We start from the raw sequence: 21698 nt of genomic DNA on the forward strand, positions 1-21698 counted from the left end.
CGTACGTAATTACGTTGAGCCTTTTCCCAAAGAAATGCCTGGAGCTGATGTTACTGACCGTTCTGGTTTCTGCCTGTAGCCTGGTTGGCCATTATCAGCCACGGGCGCATGCACAGTTAACAGAACTCATGGTCGCGCATTTGCAATTAATTGACGACGTTACCGCGCCGTCGGGTGATTGGCATGCAGATGCACTGTCTGAAGCGGACAGCCGTTTGCGGCTGCGCTTTGCTGAAGCGCTCGCCTATGCTGAAAGCCTCCACGATCCGCTTCGTACCGATAATCTGCGCCTGTTGCAGTCACTATACCGTGAAGATCGCGCGCGCCTTTTCAAACAACATCACCCCTTCACCGCGCAGCAAGCCGCGCTCTGGCGTAAGCAGACGCAGCTCGCTTACCTCGAAGCAATACGGGGCGAATGCAGTCGACCCGCCTCGCCATGCCAGTAAAGGAGCACGCTATGCGTCATCTTTTTCATATTGTGAACCCGCTTCTGAGTTCGGCTGTGTTTAAAAAAGGCGCAGGCAATATTGGCCCCGAAGAATTCACAGCGCTGCTGAAACAAAGCCTCGACGATCGCGAAGAGTTTATCCGAACCAGTGCGGCGATCGTTGCGCAAGCTCTGATTGATCAGGCGCAGGGGAAGATTGACGCTGAAGATATAATAACGCTACTGAATAAGCAGAAAACGATCGCGCAGATCCATGCCAATAGCAGTGAAATCGCCCTGCGCACACGTATTCAGGCACTGACGGTGCGGCTACTCGATATCGCGATCCGATCGTTTAGCGGAGTGGTAAAGTAAAAAAACCCCGCCGGAGCGGGGTTTAATGTGGCTCATCTTAGTGATGGCTGTAGGCAGTATAATGATCGTTGTCCTGCGTAACCGGTACATGATAATCCGGGCGATCAGGTGTTGGCATCGGCTCTGGCATCGGAGTGTAGCCGCCGTTATCAGGCACATGACTGCCGTTATCATCCGGGTTTGGAACCGGAGTATTACCTCCGCCAGCGGGAACAAAATCCGGCGTGATGGTACCCTGGTTATCCACTTCACCAGTGGCCCCAACCGACTCACCCGTAATGGTTGCGTCTTTCGCGTTAGTCAGTTTGCTCACATAAAAGTTAATCGCATTTTTACTGGAAATGCGGCCCTGGTTAGTAACGTTATTACCATACCAGGTTAAGCCATTATCTGCGTCCATCGTGCCCGCGTTAATAAAGTCACCGCTCTGAGTTTGCAGTGTCATTTCACTACCGGCAGACATGTTACCTTCGTTACGGCTTTCACCAGACGGGTAACGATATGCAATGGACATATCGAGGCTCAAATTATTATTTGCTATGATCTCACCTTTGTTATCGAAATGCTCATAGGTGCGGATATTTACGTTATTACCTGCGGCAATTTTGCCCTCAGCATCAGAATTAAATACCGCAGATTCCAGTGATAAATCTTTAGCGGCATTAATTTTACCCGTGCCGTTATTGATAGCATTCGCGTAGCTTACCGCCAGCGACGCTGCTGAATCGATAACGCCATTATTATTATTCAGTGAGTCGTAACCATAAATCTGCAGCGCGGTTTGGTCGCCACTGGAAATAATACGGCCATTTTCATTGTTCAGATTTTTCGCGTTAATGACAGACTGCGACGGCGCATAGTGCGCATACGGCGAGGTAGCGGCGTTGCCAGCGTAGATCCCGCCCTGTGCCTGGTATTGGTGCTGCCATTTGTCATTCGCAACGAACGCATCGCTGTCAGTGTTGACAAGGTTATGTGCATCGATACTTAGCGCACCATCAGAATGAATTAAACCAGCGTGGTTATTAATTTTTAATGACTGTACGGTCATGTTCCCGCCAGACGAAATCACACCTTTTTCATTGTTGATAGCGCTTTCAGAAAGATCGGCGCGTTCATTATAATTGTACGACACCCACATATCGGAACCGCTATGGATCTCACCTTCCGTGTTATCCAGCGTCTGGCCGCCTAAGTTCATCTGCTGCTTTGCATCGATCAGGCCGTTCGTATTGTTGGTATGACCGCCATTGAGATAAATATTCTCGCTGGTGATTTTACCGTTGTGATTATTGAGATCGTGGGAAATATTGACGTTAAGGTTACCGCGCTCTGCATGGATAATACCGTTGCTATTATCCAGCGAGTCAGCATTGATGCCCATTTCCGACATAGAAACGATGCGGCTACCGTTATTTTCCAGTTTACCGTTGGTTGAAAGGGATAAACGGCCAGTAGAGACGATATCAGCGTTATCGAGACGAACGCCTACGCCTGCTTCAGTGCCCAGCATATTGATTTTACCGGCGTACATAGAACCTAGCGAGGTGACATCCAGCGCCAACTGAGGCGCATCGCCGGTGCCTGCGATATATTTATCCAGATCGCCATTCATCTTAAGGCGGTTAGCGCCGGTGACAATATTCAGGTTGTTTGCTTGCAGTTTTGCATTCACTTTCACTGAACGCGCAAAGATATCCGTCAGTTGCGGTTTACCGTTGTTATCGACATCCATGCCCGCGCCGGTTATAACCACCTGGCCTTTTTTAACATCGTAGCCGGTAAGTTTACCGTCGGTGAAATTTGCAGTACCCGTGGTTAACGTCGCATGATTCGTGTTAATGAAGCCACAACCATCGCAGGTAATACCTGATGGGTTAGCAATAATGACCTGTGCAGACTTGCCTGCGACTTCAACCATACCGTTTAACTGGCTCGGATCTGAAGAACGCACTTCGTTCAGAATGATTGTCGCACTGTTGCCAGCCAGGTTGGCGTTGCCGCTGATATTACCTGCCAGCTGCGTGTTGGTATTTGTGGTGCTGTTATTAAGCACCACTCCGTTTTTATCTACGTTAAATTCGGTATAAATATTATGCGAAACCCCCTGGCTGCTGGCTTTATTAATATCAATGACAGTCGCACCATTACTATTCTTTTGGATGCCCGGCTGATGAGCCGCGCTGGTATCCGCCGTGATTGCCGCGCTGGCATTTTGTACCATACCCAACGCCATGAGTGTAGCGAAGCAGACTGGCCCCAGTTTAGCGCGCAACTCTTTTTGCGCTGCTCCTTGATTATTTTTCATTGATCGTCCTTATATGTTACATTTGAATTATAATTCCAGCCTCATAATGGGTTAATGAATATATAGTGGCTCACTAACCCACCAGCAATTATAATTGACCGCCCTCCCAAATAGATGCCACAAGATAACTTTCAGATATTAGATCGATCTTATCCGAATAAAGAACTTATTCTTAAAGTTATTTATTTGCGAAAAGAGATATCGATAACAGAAACCCGACATGAATATCTCAACAAAAATAGACAGTTGATTCTTATTAGAATGTTAATAAAGAGAAAAAAAACCTGTAGCGAATCGCATAAATAAGAAAACAAGAAAAAAGGAGTCCAGAAGTGCAGCGACTGTCGCCGAACTTCTGGCACCTGACTAAAGTTTAAATCGACAATTGCTGCCGCCTCTGTTCCGGTAACAAACCGACAGCCTGTTGATACGACGCGTCGACCAGATAGTAAATTTGCGAATCCGGCAATTCCCCATCCAGATACACGGTGCTCCAGTGCGCTTTGTTCAGGTGCGCGCTGGGGAAAACGTCTTTATTTTCCTGGCGCAGCAGCTCCGCCAGTTCCGGGCTCGTTTTCAACGAGACAGCGGGACGCCCGTTAACGTCATGCACCATGGCAAACAGCACATCACCTACTTTGATTTGCGCCGCTTTCCAGTCGCGATGCTCGCTCTGCTCAGCACCCGGTTTTTTCATACAGTAATCAAGCAAGTCTGGGTTTATCATAAAGAATCTCCTTGAAGCGTCGCGACTATCTTGCGCGCGCCGCCATGATTGCGATGTTCTCCGAGCCAGATGCCCTGCCAGGTACCGAGCTGCAGACGCCCCTGCCTGACCGGTAGCATTAAAGAAACACCCAGCGTAGAAGACTTAATGTGTGCGGGCATATCATCCGGCCCTTCGTCGTCATGTTCGTAGGTCGCGCTTTCAGGCACAGCCTGAAGAAAATGGCGCTCCATATCGTGGCGCACGGCGGGGGAGCAATTTTCATTCAGCGTGAGGGATGCAGAGGTATGTTGAAGCAACAGATGCAATAATCCCGTCTGCACCTGCGAAAGCGCCGGAAGCTGGCTGACAATATCATCAGTGATAAGGTGAAAACCCCGAGGCCTGGCCTTTAATGTCAGGGTTTTTTGAAACCACATAGTCTGCTCCCATAAAAAACGTGATTCTCTAAGTGTGCAGACTGAGCGGCAAAAGGCAAAATTCCGCTGGCGTTCTGCGTGAATTTTACACAGCGCGCCAGCAATAAAAGTCATTCGGCAGGCGTAGTTCAGTATTGCCACTGCACTGCGAAGCCCAGCGTAAACGGGCTGGTATGCATATCTTCAGGTTTTAGCAAAGGCGCACCGGCGAAGAGATCGTAACCGAACTTGCCTTTCACCCCACGAACGCCGATAGCGGCACCCGCAATGTGTTTTCCGCTCCAGTAGTCATTTTTGGAACCTTTCACCTGACCATAGTCCACCCCCACATACGGCTGCATCCCCCACTGCGGCAGGTTCAGATTGATATCGTTACGCAGATACCAGCCTTTATCGGCATAGATTGTCGTTTCACCATCAAAGCCGCGTACGGTCCAGCGGTTACCGATAGTGAACTTATCGGGCTGCGTCAGGCGATCCGGGGAGGTTTGCGACATAAAATGCGGCTCATAGCTCATCGACAGTTTGCCCACGTTAAAGGGCAGAGTGCCCTCAACGCCAAGCGTAATGATGCGCGCCTGCGGATCGGCATTGCCAACGACCTCTTCTGCATCCGCCTGTTCATGAAACCAGTGCGCCGCTTTCTGGTAACCAAGGCTCGCTTTTAGCTGACCGAACGGCAGGTATGCCAGATGTTCCAGCGACAGTTTCCAGTTGCTGGTTTTACGGCGCTGAACGTCGATTTCCACGTCGTTAAGCAGATAGGTGGAATCACGACGAAACGCTTTTAATGCCAGCGTCGTTTTCTGGCTGGCGCTGCGGTAAATCACCCGGCTGATTTGCGCGCTGCGGTATTTTTCTATACCGCTGTAGAGATAGCTAAAGGGCCCGTCATGAATTGTCTGGGTATAACGGTATTTGCTGCCGTAAAGTTCGAGCAGCCAGTTACCCCAGGGAACAGAATAAAACGCCGAGACGTTATCGCTGCGCCGGCCATCTTCGTTTTTCAGGCCTCCCCCATACGCGGCATAAAACATATCGTTAAGCGAGGTCAGGTTATCAAGATAAAACGCCAGCCCACTCTGGTAGCGCCCGGTATATTTACTGCCTGAATCATCCGCCCAGGCGCCAAGCCGCCAGTGTTTAGGCTGCGTACGCGTGACTTCAATTTGCGTTTCACCCGGCTTCGTCCCTGGCAGCAGGTTGATACTGGCATTTGACCCCGGCACGCGCTGAAGATTTTCCAGCCCCTGTTCGAGACCGCGTAAATCCAGTACATCGCCCTTTGTCTGCGGAAAGTTATTTATGGCGTGAATATATTTACCGCTGTCATTTTTAAAAACGATATCGCTGATGGTACCTGGCAGTATTTGAAATTTCAGCGTGCCGCTTTTGAGATCCTGCGCGGGAACCAGAACACGGGTCGTAATATATCCGTGTTCTAACAAGCGGTTTTGCACCACTTTATGAATCATCCGGATACCATTAATGCCAACACACTTTCCTTTTACGCTTTTCTCAATATCACGAAAGCTCAGCCAGTGCGCCACCGCATTTTTATTCTCAAACAAAATCGAGCTTACAGGATAACAGGGCTGTTCCTCTGGCAGATTAAACCCCTCTTTCACCTCTGGCTTCGTTGAGGAAAGTAAGGATTTACTTTCTGTCGCGAGCGTTTCGTGCCGTGCTTCATTCTGCTGTTGCTGGTTTAATGCCTGCTGATTCGCCATCACTTCAGCATAAGCCGGAGAATGAACTCCGGTCAGAACTGACAGGATCGCAATGTATATGCCAGAGTGACGAGTCATCACAATAAATTCCTTAACCATCCCTGTTACCGGGCATCCCGTTGCGGCTTATTTGCGACAACGTTATTACCGTTTATAAAAAGCGTGAACGCGATAAAATGCCCCGAATAAATCGGGGCAGAAATGCTGGCTTAGCTTTTACATCAATAACGTCTGTCAGGCGGTAACAAAACCATAGCCGTAAGGGGTAACGTCAATTGAGACAATGGTTTTGCCTTTAATTTTATCCCCAACGCGATAATGCACGCCGTTCATCCATGCCCCCTGACCGTCACTGTCGACACCATCGGGATAGCCGCCGTTATTCGCAGTAGAGCCGCCATTATTGGCAGAACTGCCGTTATCGGCATTACTGTTGTTATCAGGCGCAGGCGTGTTATTCGTGTCATCAGCGGGTGCAGGTGTGTTATCTGATGAACCCGTATCTGCATTCTGGCCGTGGGTTTCGGTCATCGTGCCGTAATTTTTCAGCTTGCCGGAAGTAGAGATAGTGTCACCGACAACCGTTTCGTAGTTTGTGACGCCGTTCGAGCCACTCAGATAAACGTTGCCTGCACTCTGGATAAGCCCGCGGTTCGTCAGGCTGCTGGCGTTAACATAGACACTGTCATCGCCTTTCATCGTGCCGTAGTTAGTGAAATTCACGCGGTTCATTTGTGCATTTAGCGCGCCACCGGCGGTGATGTTGCCGTCGTTATATGCAGATGACGTGGAGCGAGACGAGCTGCTGCTCAGTCGCAGATTAAGATCGCCCCGCGCCGCGAGATCGCCACTGTTACTGAAGTTTTTCACATCCAGAGACAGATCCTGGCCCGCGTGGATCACTGCACCGGCGTCGTTAGTCAGCGTCGTTACATACAGCGACGCACTATCCACCGCATCGATACGGCTGCCCGCATGGTTCTCAAGATAAGATGTGCTTAAATCAAGCGTTCGTGCAGCATTAATAATCCCGCTATTTTCAAGATCGTTGAGTTGCCAGTTCATACTATTCGCATGAATTGCACCAGTATTCGTGAAAATGCCATTGCTCATCATCACATCGAGATCGCCTGTCACCTGAATATCGCCCGTATTCGCCGCGTTTTGGGTACGCGCATTGCGTCCCGTCGCATTCAGATCCAGCGTCATGTTATTACCCGCATGGATATGACCGGCATTGCGGAACTCCCCGCCAGTGATAGTGATATCTTGCTGCGCGTTCAGCTGGCTATCGGCATCGGAGCGATAGTCGCTGTTATAAAGGCTAATGCTTTTGCCTTCGACCGTACCGGAGGCGTTATTAAGATGCTGATTGAAAGAGATATCGCCTGCGCTGCGGATAATTCCGTTTGCATTACTAACGGTTCCGTCCCCTTTCAGCGCGCTGAGTTGCAATTCGCTTCCATCGCCATTTACGGTGATATCGCCGTCATTATTATTCAGCGTATTGGTCTGGAACGTATTCCAGCTCGCCACACCGGCTTTACCCGCAGCAATATGGCCTTGTGCATTAGTCAGCGTATTGGTTTTAATATTCAGGCTGGCTTCGGTCGTGATGCTGCCGTTGCGGTTATCCACATTCGCGGCATCAATATTAGTATTGCCTTTCGCCGAAATGATGCCCTGCGTGTTGATGAGACCCGGCGCCGTTGAGGTATAAGAAGAAGTCTGCGTCCTGCGGCTAATATTCAGCGTACCGTCGCTCAGAAGAGTACCGTCAGTATTGTCCAGCTTGTCTGCCGTAACGCCGGTCGAGGATTTACCGTGAATGACACCGTTTCGGTTATTCACCGTGTTGCCGTCTGCATTGGCGTACAAACCATCAATGACGCCGCTATTATCCACAGTGCCATTACGCGCGGTGACATCCGCCTGCCCGTTGGCCGCCGAGATATGGCCGTGGTTATTCGCAACGCTTGTGCCGACAACCACCGCGCCATTGTTACCGCTCAGCGTGCCGCCGTTGTTTTCTACCTTGCCATTAACATCAAGAGAAAGCATGTCGTTTGCGGTCAAGTCAGCATGATCGATACGCACCCCAACGCCCGCCTCGGTGCCTTTCATGTAGATCTTATTGGCATACATTGAACCCAGTGATGATACATCCAATGCCAGCGCTGGTTTTTCGCCGTCGCTGTTTATTGCTGTCACACGACCATTTTTCGCGATGTGATTAGCACCGGTGGTGATATTCAGTTCATTAGCTTTTAATTGCGCATTAACCTTAACGGAACGGGCAATAATATCCGCATATTGCGACGAAGCGGCATCCATCCCTTTACCGGTAATGACCACCTGGCCTTTTTTAACATCAAGGCCAGAAAGGTTTCCCTGACCGTCGAAGGTCGCGGTGCCGGTCGTGAGCGTAGCGCGGTTAGTATTAATAAACCCACAGCCGTCGCAGGTAATGCCTGATGGGTTCGCGATAATCACCTGCGCGGACTGCCCGGCGACTTCCACCATCCCATGTAGCTGGCTTGGATCCGCCGAGCGCACTTCATTCAAAATCACTTTTGCACTGCCGCCAGCCATATTGGCATTACCGGCAATCTGGCCGGAAAGCTGCGTATTGGTAGCAGAACCACTGTTATTGAGAATAACGCCGGACTTGTCCACGTCGAATGACGAATAAATGTTATGCGAAACGCCTTCAGCACTGGCTTTATTAATATCCACAATGGTCGTGCCATTCGCACCCGTGTGTACCGTTGGTTGATTCGCTGCACCTTTATCGGCGATAACGGCCGCGTCAACCGGCATGATCATGCCGAGCGCCAGCATAGTCGCAAAACAAGTCGGAGCCAGTTTTACCTGTAATCTCGCGCTATTACGCCGCGTTTTTCCTTTATTCCGTTGTTTCATATAAATATCCTTAATGTCCTTAACACGCACTTATTGAAGAAGCCTTTCCCAACGCGATAGCGCGATGAAAAAATGGCGGCCAGATATATTACGGCGTGTTTTGAACCGCAAAAAAAACGTGTAAATAAATGCAAAACACATATTCCAAAATAAAAATAAATTACTCTTGCGAGGATGATTATTAGGAAAGCAACACGGTTAAATTCTTCCAGGAGTAAACAAGAATTAAAAATAGTGTCCATAAAAATTATTTTTATTTGACACTCTGAACATTGCTGACAGACAGATTAATAGCGCTAATGTCATTAACCGAAGGAATATGTTTTTGCGTTGTTACAATTTAGCGATGAGAGAATAGGAATGGACGCAACGGTAAAAGTAAAAAAGCGCTGCGGGGCAGCGCTCTTTCATCAGCATTACATGACGGCAGCAAACGCTTTTGCAACCTGTTGCACGTTGCGGCTGTTAAGGCCAGCCACACACATGCGGCCGCTGCTAATCAGATAAACGCCGAACTCGTCACGCAGGCGATCAACCTGCGCGGCGCTAAGGCCGGTGTAGCTGAACATACCACGCTGCTTAAGCAGATAATCGAAATTACGCCCCGGCACTTCGGTTTTCAGCACGTCCACCAGCGCCTGGCGCATCTCCAGAATACGGCGACGCATTGCCTCGACTTCAGCGAGCCAATGCGCTTTTAGCGCGTTGTCGTTAAGGACGGTCGCCACCACCTGCGCGCCAAAGTTCGGCGGGCTGGAGTAGTTGCGGCGCACCGTCGCTTTTAACTGACCGAGCACGCGCGAGGCGACCTGAGCATCATCGCAGACCACAGAAAGCCCCCCTACACGCTCGCCATATAACGAGAAAATTTTCGAAAAGGAGTTACTGACCAGCGCCGGTAACCCGGCGCTGGCAATGGCGCGGATCGCATAGGCATCTTCGTCCATTCCTGCGCCAAAGCCCTGGTAGGCGATATCAAGAAATGGGATCAGCTCGCGCGTTTTAAGCACCTCGACCACGGCGTCCCATTGTGCATTGGTGAGGTCTGCGCCGGTCGGGTTATGACAGCACGGGTGCAGTAGCACGATATCGCGCGCAGGCAACGTATTGAGTGTTTCCAGCAACGCATCGAAACGCACCCCGTTGGTTTCATTATCAAACCAGGGGTAAGTACTGACGTCAAAACCCGCACCGCTGAAAATTGCCACGTGGTTTTCCCAGGTCGGATCGCTGACCCAGACACGAGACTGTGGGAAATAGCGTTTAAGGAAATCCGCACCGACTTTCAGCGCACCAGAACCACCGACCGTCTGAATGCTGGCGATACGGCCCGCCGTCAGCGCCGGATGATCGGCACCAAACAGCAGCGGTGCAATCGCACTGCGGTAAGGATTGAGCCCTTCCATCGGGAGATAAAGCGATGCGCCATGCGGCTGCGCATTGAGGCGAGCTTCTGCCTGAGCCACGGCCTGTAGCTGCGGGATGATGCCCTGTTCATTGTAATAAAGGCCGATACTCAGGTTTACTTTGTCGCCACGCGGATCTTCTTTAAAGCGTTCCATGAGCGAAAGGATGGGGTCGCCGGCGTAGGCGTCAACATTCTGAAACACGCTTGGTTCTCCAGGTTTACGGTGTGGTGGTTCTCCACAATAAACCGGATAACGCGGCAGATCGAGAGGGATGTGTCGTTCGTTACGCCCGCCTGATGTCTGGCACGCGCGGCGGGTGCGAAGGGCCACCCGCCTTCAGCGCAGAGAATCTAAACGCCCAATAAACCTCATTCGTCCAGGTAACGCATTGCGACCCGGGAGGTCAACCGCGTAACAAGTTCGTAAGCGCTCACACCTGTCGCCTGCGCAATACGCTCTACGGGTAATTCGTCACCCCACAGCGTAACGGTGTCGCCTGCATTATCCTGCGCGCCGGGGCCTAAATCGACGCAGATCATATCCATCGCCACGCGCCCGACGATGGGCACCTCGCGGCCATTAACCCGCACCGGCGTACCGGTTGGCGCACAGCGCGGATAGCCGTCGCCATAGCCCATCGCGACTACGCCAAGCCGGGTATCACGCTCGCTCACCCAGGTACCGCCATAACCAACCGGTTCACCCGCTTTATGGTCACGCACGGCAATCAGGCTTGAGACCAGTGACATCGCCGGTTCAAAGCCAAGCTCGGCCCCCCACGGATGCGTATCCAGTGGTGAAACCCCGTAGAGAATAATGCCAGGCCGAACCCAGTCGAAATGCGATTGCGGCCAGAACAGAATGCCGCCAGAAGCCGCAATGGATCGCTTGCCCGGTTTATCATGGGTGAAGCTGTTGAAAATATCGAGCTGGCGCTCAGTCGCCCCGCAGTCGGGTTCATCGGCACGAGCAAAATGGCTGACCACATTCACCGGCTGGTGAACGTTTTTACAGGCCGCGAGCCTTGCATAAAACGCCTGAGCTTCTTCAGGGCGTACGCCGAGACGGTGCATGCCGGTGTCGAGCTTCATCCAGACGGTAACCGGCGCTGAAAGCGTCGCCTGCTCCAGCGCCGCCAGCTGCTCTTCGCTGTGCACCGCGGTATGCAGCTGCTGTTCAGCAATCACCGGCAGATCGCTTGCGTTAAAAAAGCCTTCCAGCAACAGAACAGGTTGCGTTATGCCGCCTTCGCGCAGGCGCAGCGCCTCTTCAAGGCGCGCTACGCCGAACGCATCGGCATCAGGGAGAGTGCGGGCGGTCTCGAGAAGACCGTGTCCATAGGCGTTTGCCTTCACCACCGCAACCAGTTTGCTGGCGGGCGCCAGTTCACGCAGGCGTTGCAGGTTGTGACGCAGAGCGCGGCGGTTTACTACCACAGTTGCCGCTTGCATTGACTTTCCTTGCTTATTTAAAGGGTTACTGTAAATCCCCTAAATCATTCGCGTTGCAGGAAGGCGACAAGCTCGTGAATCCCCGGGAGCTTAGTGAACTAAGTGACCGGGGTGAGCGAGCGCGGTCAACGCACCTGCGGCGTGAAGGATGACGGGGATTTTATTCGTCGTCGTACTGAGGGCCGGCGTAGTTATCAAACCGAGACCACTGCCCGTTAAACGTCAGGCGTACCGTGCCTATCGGGCCGTTACGCTGTTTACCGATAATAATCTCCGCGATGCCTTTTAAATCACTGTTCTCGTGATACACCTCGTCACGATAGATGAACATGATAAGGTCGGCGTCCTGCTCGATAGAGCCAGATTCACGCAGATCCGAGTTCACCGGGCGTTTGTCGGCGCGCTGTTCCAGCGAGCGGTTAAGCTGCGAAAGCGCAACGACCGGCACCTGCAACTCTTTCGCCAGGGCTTTCAACGAACGTGAAATCTCGGCGATTTCCAGCGTACGGTTATCAGAGAGAGACGGTACGCGCATCAGTTGCAGGTAGTCGATCATGATAAGGCTTAAGCCGCCATGTTCGCGGAAAATACGGCGCGCGCGGGAGCGTACTTCGGTCGGCGTCAGACCTGAGGAGTCGTCAATATACATATTGCGCTTCTCAAGCAGGATGCCCATGGTGCCAGAAATGCGCGCCCAGTCCTCGTCATCGAGCTGACCGGTACGAATGCGGGTCTGGTCTACACGCGAAAGCGACGCCAGCATACGCATCATGATCTGCTCACCGGGCATCTCGAGTGAGAAAATCAGCACCGGTTTATCCTGCAACATCGCGGCGTTTTCGCACAGGTTCATCGCGAACGTGGTTTTACCCATCGACGGACGCGCCGCCACGATGATCAGATCCGAGCGCTGCAGACCCGCGGTTTTTTTATTGAGATCCTGATAACCGGTGTCGACGCCCGTCACGCCGTCGTGCGGCTGCTGATAGAGCGTTTCAATACGCGCAACGGTGGCCTCAAGGATCTGATCGATACTCTTCGGCCCTTCATCTTTATTAGCGCGGTTTTCGGCTATCTGGAACACGCGCGATTCGGCGAGATCGAGCAGATCCTCGCTGGTGCGGCCCTGCGGATCATAACCGGCGTCGGCAATCTCATTGGCGACAGAAATCATGTCGCGCACTACCGCGCGCTCGCGCACGATATCCGCATAGGCGCTGATATTCGCCGCACTTGGCGTGTTCTTGGAAAGCTCCGCCAGATACGCAAAGCCGCCGACGCTCTCAAGCTGGCCTTGCAGCTCCAGAGATTCGGAAAGCGTAATCAGATCGATGGGTTTACCCATCTCCTGCAGGCGATGCATTTCGGTGAAGATCATGCGGTGCTGGCGGGTATAAAAATCCTCGGCCACGACGCGCTCGGCTACATCGTCCCAGCGCTCGTTATCCAGCATTAAACCGCCCAACACCGACTGTTCCGCCTCCATGGAATGCGGCGGCATTTTCAGCCCGGCGACCTGCGGGTCACGAGGTTCAGTAGGTTTGTTGAAGGGTTTATTTCCTGCCATAGTGAATGGAGTTACCAAAAATCATCATCAGAGAGAATGAGGAGTGTATCTGATCTGAGGCGTTTTGTACTCAGTTTGCGCGCTCCCGCGTTCATGCCCGACACTTAACAAGGAGTTCCAAATGGCGACGCGTATTGAGTTCAGCCAGCATGGCGGACCAGAAGTGTTAAAAGCGGTGACGTTTACCCCGGCCGACCCGGACGAGCTTGAAGTGCAGGTGGAAAACAAAGCCATCGGCATCAATTATATCGACACGTATATTCGCAGCGGACTCTACCCGCCGCCAGCGCTGCCGGCAGGGCTTGGCACCGAGGCTGCGGGCGTCGTCACTAAAGTTGGCAGCGGCGTGACGCATATCAAGCCCGGCGATCGCGTCGTCTATGCCCAGTCAGCGCTCGGCGCTTACAGCTCGGTACACAACGTTCCGGCAGACAAAGCCGTGGTACTCCCGGACGTTATCTCTTTTGAGCAGGCGGCGGCATGCTTCTTAAAAGGGCTGACGGTCTTTTATCTGCTGCGCAAAACCTATGAAATCAAACCCGAGGAAGTGTTTCTCTTTCACGCAGCGGCGGGCGGCGTGGGGCTGATTGCCTGCCAGTGGGCCAAAGCACTTGGTGCACGGCTTATCGGTACCGTCGGTTCTGCGGAAAAAGCCCTGCGGGCGCAACAGGCGGGCGCCTGGCAAACCATTAATTACCGCGAAGAGAGCGTCCCTGAACGCGTACGCGAGCTGACCGGCGGGAAAAAGGTGCGGGTGGTGTATGACTCGGTGGGTAAAGAGACCTGGGAATCCTCGCTTGATTGCCTGCAGCGTCGCGGTCTGATGGTGAGTTTCGGCAACGCCTCCGGCCCGGTAACTGGCGTGAATCTGGGTATTCTTAACCAGAAGGGCTCGCTCTACGTCACGCGTCCGTCGCTCAACGGCTATCTGACAAACCGTGCCGAGCTGGAAGAAGCCAGCAATGAACTCTTCTCGCTTATCGCAAGCGGCGTCATCAAAGTGGAGGTGGCAGACCGTCAGAAGTTTGCGCTACAGGATGCCGCACATGCGCATAAGACACTGGAGAGCCGCAGCACACAAGGCTCCAGCTTGTTGATTCCCTGAAAGAATTAGGGCTTCCCGCAGGAAGCCCTTTCTTTTTATTGTTCGCGCTGGGTGTAGGGTACAGCGCTGATGAATTCTGTAATACGGCGGTCATAGTGACAGAATGAACAGGTAAATAATATGGCTTACGACTGAAAGCGCGCCGGAAAGTTGCAAGGTTGTGATCAACCCCGCAACTTATCAGTAACGCCAGCGGCGGTGCCGGCTGTAACGCGACGTGCGGCGATACGCTGGCACTTTCGGGGCTTTCACGGCACGGATCACCCACACGACTGCCACGGCCAGCAACAGCCACGGCAACACTTTAATCATCAGCGCAAAAACCCCGCCGAAGAACATCACCAGCGTCGCGACCATTAGCGCAGCAATGATGCCCAGCAGCGACACACCTGTTGCGAGCAGCATCAGGAAAAAGGCCACCACAAACAGCAATTCAAACATGTTGGTTCTCCTAATAAAAATCGTTCTTCTGCGCTCTTTATTACAAGTTCCATGCCAACATTAACTCGCTGATTTAAAAAGAAACGCCCCGAGGTTCCCCCCGGGGCGTTAGTCAAATTGACCATATACTGGCGAAGCTCATCGCTTATCAGCGACCAGTTTTAACGCCTGCTCAAGCACATTAATATCCGCGCCGGGCTTATGGGCGTTTTCGCTTAAGTGGCGACGCCACTGCCGCGCACCCGGGATGCCCTGAAACAGCCCCAGCATATGACGCGTGACGTGGCCCAGATACGTGCCATTCGACAGTTCACGCTCAATATAGGGATACATCGCACGGACGACGGCAACCGGGTCGGCATCTGGCGTATCAAGACCGAAAATTTCGCGATCGACCGACGCCAGAATGCCCGGATTCTGATACGCCTCACGCCCCACCATTACGCCATCCATATGGGCTAAATGTGTTTTTACGTCTTCCAGGGTTTTAATTCCGCCGTTAATCGACATCGTAAGATGCGGGAAATCCCGCTTGAGCTGATAAACGCGCGGATAATCAAGCGGCGGGATCTCACGGTTTTCTTTCGGGCTCAAGCCAGAAAGCCACGCCTTACGCGCATGAATGATAAAGGTATCGCAGCCGCCCTGCTCCGCTACGGTATTGACGAAATCGCAAAGGAATTCGTAGCTGTCCTGATCGTCAATGCCGATGCGGGTTTTCACCGTGACCGGGATTGAAACCACGTCGCGCATCGCTTTAATACCGTCAGCGACCAGTTGCGCCTCGCCCATCAGGCACGCTCCAAAGCGGCCATTCTGGACGCGATCGGATGGGCAACCGACGTTTAAGTTAATTTCATCATAGCCGCGCGCTTCGGCAAGCTTCGCACATTGCGCCAGCGCTGCCGGATCGCTCCCGCCAAGCTGTAACGCTACCGGATGCTCCTCCTCGCTATAAGCCAGGTAATCGCCCTTGCCGTGAATGATCGCGCCGGTGGTGACCATTTCGGTGTAGAGCAGCACCTGCGAAGAGAGCTGACGCAGGAAATAACGGCAGTGGCGATCGGTCCAGTCGAGCATGGGCGCGATGGAAAAGCGATGGGCGGGGAAAGCGGTACGGGATGTGGACGTCATAATGGCTAAACGAGTCGAAGTTCGGGCTGAAAAAGGGGCGCTACTATAGCACAAACTTCAGGCAGGGGCGCATTGCGCCCCTGCGAAGCATCAGAAGGTCAGGCTCAGCTGTGCGCCTGCGCCCCAGGTTTCGTCTTCACCAACGATACCGGTGAGGTCGAGGTGCACGCGGTTAAATGGCGCGAAGCCAACACCGGCCGTGAAGATGTTGCTTTCATTGTCTTTCACGTCAGCGCGATAACCTGCACGCACCGCCAGCCAGTTGAGCGGACGCACCTCGGCACCCACGCCAACGAACTGCGAGTTTTCTTCGCTCTTAAAGCCTTTGGTTTCGGTCAGATCGCCATCAGCGCTCAGCGTCACCAGCTCGTTATGCCAGGCGACCCCGGCAGTGACCAGCGGCGAGATCTGATAGGTATCTTTATACCCGTTGACCTCTTTGGTCTCGATATCGCGCGATACCAGGTTCTGCCCGCTGAGGCCGACGGTCCAGTTAGGTCCGAAGTCCGCCGCCACGCCCGCATCAACGTTAAAACCGGTATCGTCGTTACGATAGCGCTGGCTGTCCAGGTCGCCGCTATCGTAGTTATAAATCGAGGCGGTGTAGTTATAGAGCCAGGTTTTTTGCAGCTTCGGCGTGACGCCGACTGAAACCGGTACATCTCCGAACTTGAACTGATGCGCGAACGCGACGCCGTAATCGGACACAATCGCCGCACGGCCAAACGCGGTAGAGGTCAGGCGATCGGTAATCACGTCGGAGCCGTTGACTGCCGCATCAAGCACCTGAGTGCCCGCGTAGAAATCGTCATTCTGAATACGGCGCAGGTAGTCGATATCGCTTTGGTCGACGCGGGTGCTGACACGCGCATGCGCATAGGCTTTCGCCACAAACGCCACGGCCAGCACATCATTCGGGATACTTACCGCAATACCGCCCGCCGCACGCGCGCTGGCTGTTTTACCGCGTAAGAACTGCAATTCGTCACCCAGTTCGCCTGCGGCTCCCTGGAACTGACGCAGCGTCCCAATCGGGTTTGCCAGCACATCGCCGAGCGTCAGGTTATCCACCACATCATTGTAATAATCGACCCGATCGCTGATGTGGTCGATTTCATCCTCAAGATTGTCTTTATCGCTAATTTGCGCCTGCAACGCCGGTAAAATCACCGTGATGTCATCTTCCGGTTGCGAGCGCGCCAGCAATGCCGGGTTGATGAGCGCGCCGCTGCCGTAGTCGGCCGATGCGACGCCGGTACCGCCCATTGCATCGTTACGGGCCTGCGCCCAGGTATTTGCCGCACTCGCCTGATTTGCCATCACCAGAGAAAGGGCGACGGCTGCCACTGAAGGTTTGATTATATTTTTCACAGTTTACCCGCTTATTATCAACATGAAGGACACCCTCTGTCGGTTGCCCGGCAGAGGCGATTTCTGTTGTGAAGAACGCACTACACCAGAGGTTGAGGCTTTTTCTCAACGGCAATGCCGGGCTCGTTTTGTGAACGCCCTCCTTATTTATAGATTAGGGTTCTTAATTCGTGTAGGTAAGCCGTCATGCGGGCCAAAAAATTGTGGCGGGTGATCTATCCAGCGATCCGGGCGGGTCGCAGCATAGGGACCGTTAAGCGGGTAGTAAATGCGATTTTCAGGTTTGTTGGCCTCGCCCACGACCAGCAGCCGCACCTCATTGTCGGTGTTGTTGATAAACGTGTGGCAAAGCCCGGTCCCCGCCGGAAAACCAACGCTGTCGCCTGGGGTTAACGGCCAAAGCTCGCCGTTGAGCCAGACATCCGGGAATCCTTCTATCACATACACAAACTCTTCTTCGCTGCTTTCTGCATGCGGGTACGAGGTGCGCCTGCCCGGCGGCAGCCGTTCGTGATGAATGCCAAGACGGGTCAATCCTGTACGCCTGCCGAGCGGCGCGCCAATGGACATCCGTTCATCGCTGTCGGGATAACCGGCATCATCTTTTCCCTCTATCTCCTGCCAGTGACAAATACATTCAGGCCGTGTCTGCATAAAAACCTCCGAAACGTGTTCCCGTCAGGTATAGCACAGCAGGAATGTCGGTGTTTTGGCCGGTTCATGATAAAGTGATGACTTATACATGATTCATAGAGGATGCCGATGGATACGACGATTTCGCAGGAAGTTCTGGCGCAGGCTGAACAGCTTTGCCAGCAACGTAATGTGCGCCTGACTCCGCAGCGCCTCGAAGTGCTGCGCCTGATGACCCTACAGCCAGGCGCTATCAGCGCATACGATCTGCTCGATTTATTACGCGCGACAGAGCCGCAGGCGAAACCGCCAACCGTTTATCGCGCGCTCGATTTTCTACTGGAACAGGGCTTTGTGCATAAAGTGGAGTCCACCAACAGTTACGTGCTGTGCCATCTTTTCGATAATCCGGCGCATACGTCTGCGATGTTTATATGTGGGCGTTGTGGCGTGGTAAAAGAAGAGGCAGCGGAAGGCGTTGAGGATATCATGCACGCGCTTGCGGCGAAGATGGGCTTTGCGTTGCGCCATAACGTCATTGAAGCACATGGGCTTTGCGCGGCGTGCGCAGAAGTGGAAGCATGTCGTCATCAGGGCCAGTGCGGCCACGATCACAGCATTCCCGTTAACAAAAAGAAAGGGCGCTAAGATAAAGGGGTGGTACATCCTTGTACCGTTGGGCAGGGCAGCCTCAGAAGGTGAATCCCATTGAGGTGAGAGCCGGATTACCAGCGGTAATCGTGGCGGCTTTCCCAGTCAGTCACTTCCTTGTCGGCTTCATCTTTCGCATAACCGTAACGTTCCTGGATTTTACCAACCAGTTGGTCACGTTTCCCTTCGATGATGGTCATATCATCGTCGGTTAATTTACCCCATTGCTCTTTCACTTTACCTTTAAACTGTTTCCAGTTACCGCCAGCTTCATCTCTGTTCATAGACGTCTCCTTAACATTCGGTAGTGAATCAGTCTCACAGGTTTTCCTGTGGGGGTTCAGCCCGAGTCATCTTCATCATTTGCTGAACGTATTGTTAATAGTAGACGGCAATTTTAAGCCTGGCGGGATATTCAGAATCTTTAACCATAACGAAGCGCTAAAACCGACAATTTCTTTGTTTAACAGCACAGTCAGCCGGGCCGCGCGACCTAACACAGCAAGCGACCGCGCCGCCATAAATAGCCGAGCGATAACCCACGCAGTGCCAGAAAAACGGTCAGCGCAAGCCATAACCCGTGGTTGCCAAGCCGCGGCAGCGTCAGTAACGTCACGCCAAACCCCAGCGCTGCGACAGCCATACTGTTGCGCATTTCTGCCCCGCGCGTCGCGCCGATAAACATACCATCTAACAGATAACACCAGACGCCGACCACCGGCAGGATCACCTGCCAGAAGAGATAAGGCTGCGCCTGTGCCTGAAGCGACGGCAATGACGTCAGCAACGACACGATGTACTGCCCCGCTACGGCATAAATGAGTGCGAACGCGAGCGCCACTATACCTGCCTGCCGACAAGCCGCACGCCAGACGCGCTGCAACTGAGAAGTGTTTTTTGCGCCAAACGCCTGCCCGGCATGGGCTTCGACGGCATAGGCGAACCCGTCGAGCGCATAAGCGGTAAAGGTCAGGAGTGTCATCAGAAGCGCATTCACCGCAACGATATCGCTACCGAGCCGCGCCCCGAAAACGGTGACTGACGCAAAACAGAGTTGCAGCAGCAGTGAACGCAGCATGATATCCCGGTTCAGTGCCAATAGCCTGCCGACGCCGCCATGCCAGGCGGTTTTCAGCATAGCGCACGTAATGCCGCGCAAACGCATCACACGCGACGCCATGACTAGCCCAATGACAAGTGTTACGTATTCCGCTATTGCAGTCGCCAGTGCCGCACCCTGCACGTTCAGGCCAAGCCCTGTGACGAACCAAAGATCGAGCGCGATATTAAGCAGGTTGCCGACCACCAGCAAAATAACCGGCGCTCTGGCGTACTGAACGCCTAGCAACCACCCCAGCAGGACGAGATTTGCCAGCGACGCGGGCGCGCTCAGCCAGCGTATTTCCAGAAACTGCCGGGCCTGCGCCAGAACCGCCTCGCTGCCACCGGTGATATGTAGCGCCAGATGAATCAGCGGCTCGCGCAGCACAATAATGAGCGCACCGAATGTCAGCGCCAGCGCCATTGGCTGCACCAGCGCGCGGGCCAGCGCTTGTGGATCGCGCGCGCCAAACGCCTGCGCGGTCAGGCCCGTCGTACTCATACGCAAAAAGAGCAGCAGCATAAACAGGAAGCTGGTCGCGGTAGCGCCGATTGCAACGCCACCCAGATAAACGGGGCTGTCGAGATGGCCGATAACCGCGGTGTCCACCAGCCCCAGCAGCGGCACGGTGATATTGGAGAAGATCATTGGCAGCGCAAGGCGCCAGAGGGCTTTATCGGTAGAAGTCAGGAAAGGCATATGGCGTTCCGATGCCGTTACGCGAACAACAGAAGGTGAAAAAGGAGTAAAACGGGAGAGCCATTACCGTAGCCGGGGCGGGCCAGTTACGGTAATGAAACATCAGAAAGCTGGAGAAAACGTCAGAGCCATTCGCCGTTGCGAATAACGCCGACCGCCAGGCCTTCGATAGAGAAGTTATGCTCGCGCAGGTCTACAACGATAGGCTTAAACTCGTTATTTTCCGGGAGCAGTTCAACGACATTCCCCTGCTTTTTCAGGCGTTTTACCGTCACTTCATCATCAATGCGCGCGACAACCACCTGGCCGTTGCGAACATCCTGAGTTTTATGAACGGCTAACAGGTCGCCATCCATGATCCCAATATCTTTCATCGACATCCCGCTAACGCGCAGCAGGAAATCCGCGTTCGGCTTAAAGAGGCCTGGGTCCACCTGGTAGTGGCCTTCGATATGTTGTTGTGCCAGCAGCGGCTCACCCGCCGCAACACGGCCAATCAGTGGCAGGCCGGTTTCTTCTTCCTGCAGCAAACGAATACCGCGCGACGCGCCGGAAACAATCTCAAGCACGCCTTTACGCGCCAGCGCTTTGAGGTGTTCTTCCGCCGCGTTCGGCGAACGGAAACCCAGACGCTGCGCGATCTCCGCACGCGTAGGCGGCATGCCGGTCTGGCTGATGTGATCCCGAATGAGATCAAACACCTCTTGTTGCCTGGTAGTTAATGCTTTCATTCCGCCCCCTGGGTGCATATACAGTGATGCTGTGAGTATATACAGCTAAAGGCGATTTTAAAACCATAACCGGTTAAAAAAGCGCTTCTTTAGCGATTTCTGGAAAACTTATCGCAAATGCTGCCAGAGCAACGTGCCCCACACGACCAGCGCAAGGATAATCGACAGCAGTACTGCGGCGGAACCCATGTCTTTGGCGCGCCCCGACAGTTCGTGGAATTCCGGGCCGATGCGATCGACCACCGCTTCGATAGCACTGTTGAGGATCTCGACGATCATCACCATCGTGGCAGAACCGATAAGCAGCACGCGGGTGATGGGATCGACATCCAGCCAGCAGGCGATAAGAATCGCTATAATAACGGCAACGCCTTCCTGGCGAAACGCGGCTTCATTTTTCCAGGCGGCGCGTAATCCCTTCCAGGAATAGCCAGCTGCTTTAATAATTCGGGTTAATCCCGTGGTGTTATTGGCCATGACAAGAAACCTTTTT

At 53.3% G+C, this 21698-nt stretch carries 20 protein-coding genes; 4 read left to right on the plus strand and 16 right to left on the minus strand.

Annotation, left to right across the window (positions count from 1 at the left end):
- Nucleotides 1-47 precede the first annotated feature (47 nt).
- Both AFK62_RS17770 and AFK62_RS17775 read left to right on the plus strand, forming a co-directional pair.
- A complete protein-coding gene (locus tag AFK62_RS17770) occupies nt 48-449 on the plus strand; it encodes a hypothetical protein (RefSeq protein WP_007675592.1) in 402 nt (133 codons plus the stop codon).
- An 11-nt stretch (nt 450-460) separates the two neighbouring features.
- Nucleotides 461-805 (plus strand): hypothetical protein, encoded by a 345-nt coding sequence (locus AFK62_RS17775; RefSeq protein WP_007675589.1) that lies wholly within the window; start codon nt 461-463, stop codon nt 803-805.
- A gap of 37 nt (nt 806-842) precedes the next feature.
- Here AFK62_RS17775 and AFK62_RS17780 read toward each other — a convergent pair whose 3' ends face one another.
- The 8 genes from AFK62_RS17780 to dnaB form a co-directional block, all read right to left on the minus strand.
- Nucleotides 843-3113, minus strand: a complete 2271-nt coding sequence (locus tag AFK62_RS17780) for a filamentous hemagglutinin N-terminal domain-containing protein (RefSeq protein ID WP_053532063.1) — start codon at nt 3111-3113, stop codon at nt 843-845.
- 373 nt (nt 3114-3486) lie between these two features.
- A complete protein-coding gene (locus AFK62_RS17785) occupies nt 3487-3840 on the minus strand; it encodes an MmcQ/YjbR family DNA-binding protein (RefSeq protein WP_007675581.1) in 354 nt (117 codons plus the stop codon).
- On the minus strand, nt 3837-4259 hold the full coding sequence (locus AFK62_RS17790) for a secondary thiamine-phosphate synthase enzyme YjbQ (protein ID WP_007675578.1): 423 nt from the start codon (nt 4257-4259) through the stop codon (nt 3837-3839). Before AFK62_RS17790 ends, AFK62_RS17785 begins: the two co-directional genes overlap by 4 nt.
- A gap of 128 nt (nt 4260-4387) precedes the next feature.
- Nucleotides 4388-6067, minus strand: coding sequence for a ShlB/FhaC/HecB family hemolysin secretion/activation protein (locus AFK62_RS17795; protein WP_007675573.1), 1680 nt, complete (start codon nt 6065-6067; stop codon nt 4388-4390).
- A 156-nt stretch (nt 6068-6223) separates the two neighbouring features.
- Nucleotides 6224-8911 (minus strand): two-partner secretion domain-containing protein, encoded by a 2688-nt coding sequence (locus AFK62_RS17800; protein ID WP_053532064.1) that lies wholly within the window; start codon nt 8909-8911, stop codon nt 6224-6226.
- 416 nt (nt 8912-9327) lie between these two features.
- Entirely contained in the window at nt 9328-10521 is a 1194-nt protein-coding gene (gene tyrB, locus AFK62_RS17805; RefSeq protein ID WP_053532065.1) for an aromatic amino acid transaminase, read from the minus strand.
- A gap of 167 nt (nt 10522-10688) precedes the next feature.
- A complete protein-coding gene (alr, locus tag AFK62_RS17810) occupies nt 10689-11771 on the minus strand; it encodes an alanine racemase (RefSeq protein WP_007667537.1) in 1083 nt (360 codons plus the stop codon).
- Nucleotides 11772-11931: 160 nt separating this feature from the next.
- The gene (gene dnaB / locus AFK62_RS17815) at nt 11932-13338 is read right to left on the minus strand and encodes a replicative DNA helicase (protein ID WP_007667540.1); all 1407 of its coding nucleotides are present in this window, start codon (nt 13336-13338) and stop codon (nt 11932-11934) included.
- 121 nt (nt 13339-13459) lie between these two features.
- On the opposite strand from dnaB, the gene AFK62_RS17820 reads away from it, so the two are divergent.
- Complete coding sequence (locus AFK62_RS17820) at nt 13460-14443, plus strand: quinone oxidoreductase (protein WP_007667547.1); 984 nt, start codon at nt 13460-13462, stop codon at nt 14441-14443.
- Nucleotides 14444-14623: 180 nt separating this feature from the next.
- Here AFK62_RS17820 and pspG read toward each other — a convergent pair whose 3' ends face one another.
- The 4 genes from pspG to AFK62_RS17840 form a co-directional block, all read right to left on the minus strand.
- On the minus strand, nt 14624-14884 hold the full coding sequence (pspG, locus tag AFK62_RS17825) for an envelope stress response protein PspG (protein ID WP_007667554.1): 261 nt from the start codon (nt 14882-14884) through the stop codon (nt 14624-14626).
- A gap of 138 nt (nt 14885-15022) precedes the next feature.
- Nucleotides 15023-16018 carry a tRNA dihydrouridine(20/20a) synthase DusA gene (gene dusA, locus AFK62_RS17830; RefSeq protein WP_032984117.1) on the minus strand — a complete coding sequence of 332 codons (996 nt, stop codon included), beginning with the start codon at nt 16016-16018 and terminating at the stop codon, nt 15023-15025.
- A gap of 90 nt (nt 16019-16108) precedes the next feature.
- Nucleotides 16109-17389 (minus strand): conjugal transfer protein TraF, encoded by a 1281-nt coding sequence (locus AFK62_RS17835; RefSeq protein WP_082363103.1) that lies wholly within the window; start codon nt 17387-17389, stop codon nt 16109-16111.
- A 147-nt stretch (nt 17390-17536) separates the two neighbouring features.
- Nucleotides 17537-18043 carry a cupin domain-containing protein gene (locus AFK62_RS17840; RefSeq protein WP_007667562.1) on the minus strand — a complete coding sequence of 169 codons (507 nt, stop codon included), beginning with the start codon at nt 18041-18043 and terminating at the stop codon, nt 17537-17539.
- Between the two features lie 108 nt (nt 18044-18151).
- Here AFK62_RS17840 and zur point away from each other — a divergent pair, with 108 nt between their 5' ends.
- Entirely contained in the window at nt 18152-18670 is a 519-nt protein-coding gene (gene zur, locus AFK62_RS17845) for a zinc uptake transcriptional repressor Zur (RefSeq protein WP_007667564.1), read from the plus strand.
- 77 nt (nt 18671-18747) lie between these two features.
- Here zur and AFK62_RS17850 read toward each other — a convergent pair whose 3' ends face one another.
- From AFK62_RS17850 to AFK62_RS17865, 4 genes are all read right to left on the minus strand, one after another.
- Entirely contained in the window at nt 18748-18957 is a 210-nt protein-coding gene (locus AFK62_RS17850) for a CsbD family protein (protein ID WP_004388591.1), read from the minus strand.
- A gap of 209 nt (nt 18958-19166) precedes the next feature.
- Nucleotides 19167-20474, minus strand: coding sequence for an MATE family efflux transporter DinF (gene dinF, locus AFK62_RS17855; protein ID WP_007667569.1), 1308 nt, complete (start codon nt 20472-20474; stop codon nt 19167-19169).
- Nucleotides 20475-20596: 122 nt separating this feature from the next.
- Nucleotides 20597-21205, minus strand: coding sequence for a transcriptional repressor LexA (lexA, locus tag AFK62_RS17860; protein WP_007667570.1), 609 nt, complete (start codon nt 21203-21205; stop codon nt 20597-20599).
- Nucleotides 21206-21313: 108 nt separating this feature from the next.
- Complete coding sequence (locus AFK62_RS17865) at nt 21314-21682, minus strand: diacylglycerol kinase (protein WP_007667571.1); 369 nt, start codon at nt 21680-21682, stop codon at nt 21314-21316.
- Nucleotides 21683-21698: the final 16 nt, after the last annotated feature.

The organism is Cronobacter condimenti 1330, assembly GCF_001277255.1.
GTDB lineage: Bacteria > Pseudomonadota > Gammaproteobacteria > Enterobacterales > Enterobacteriaceae > Cronobacter > Cronobacter condimenti.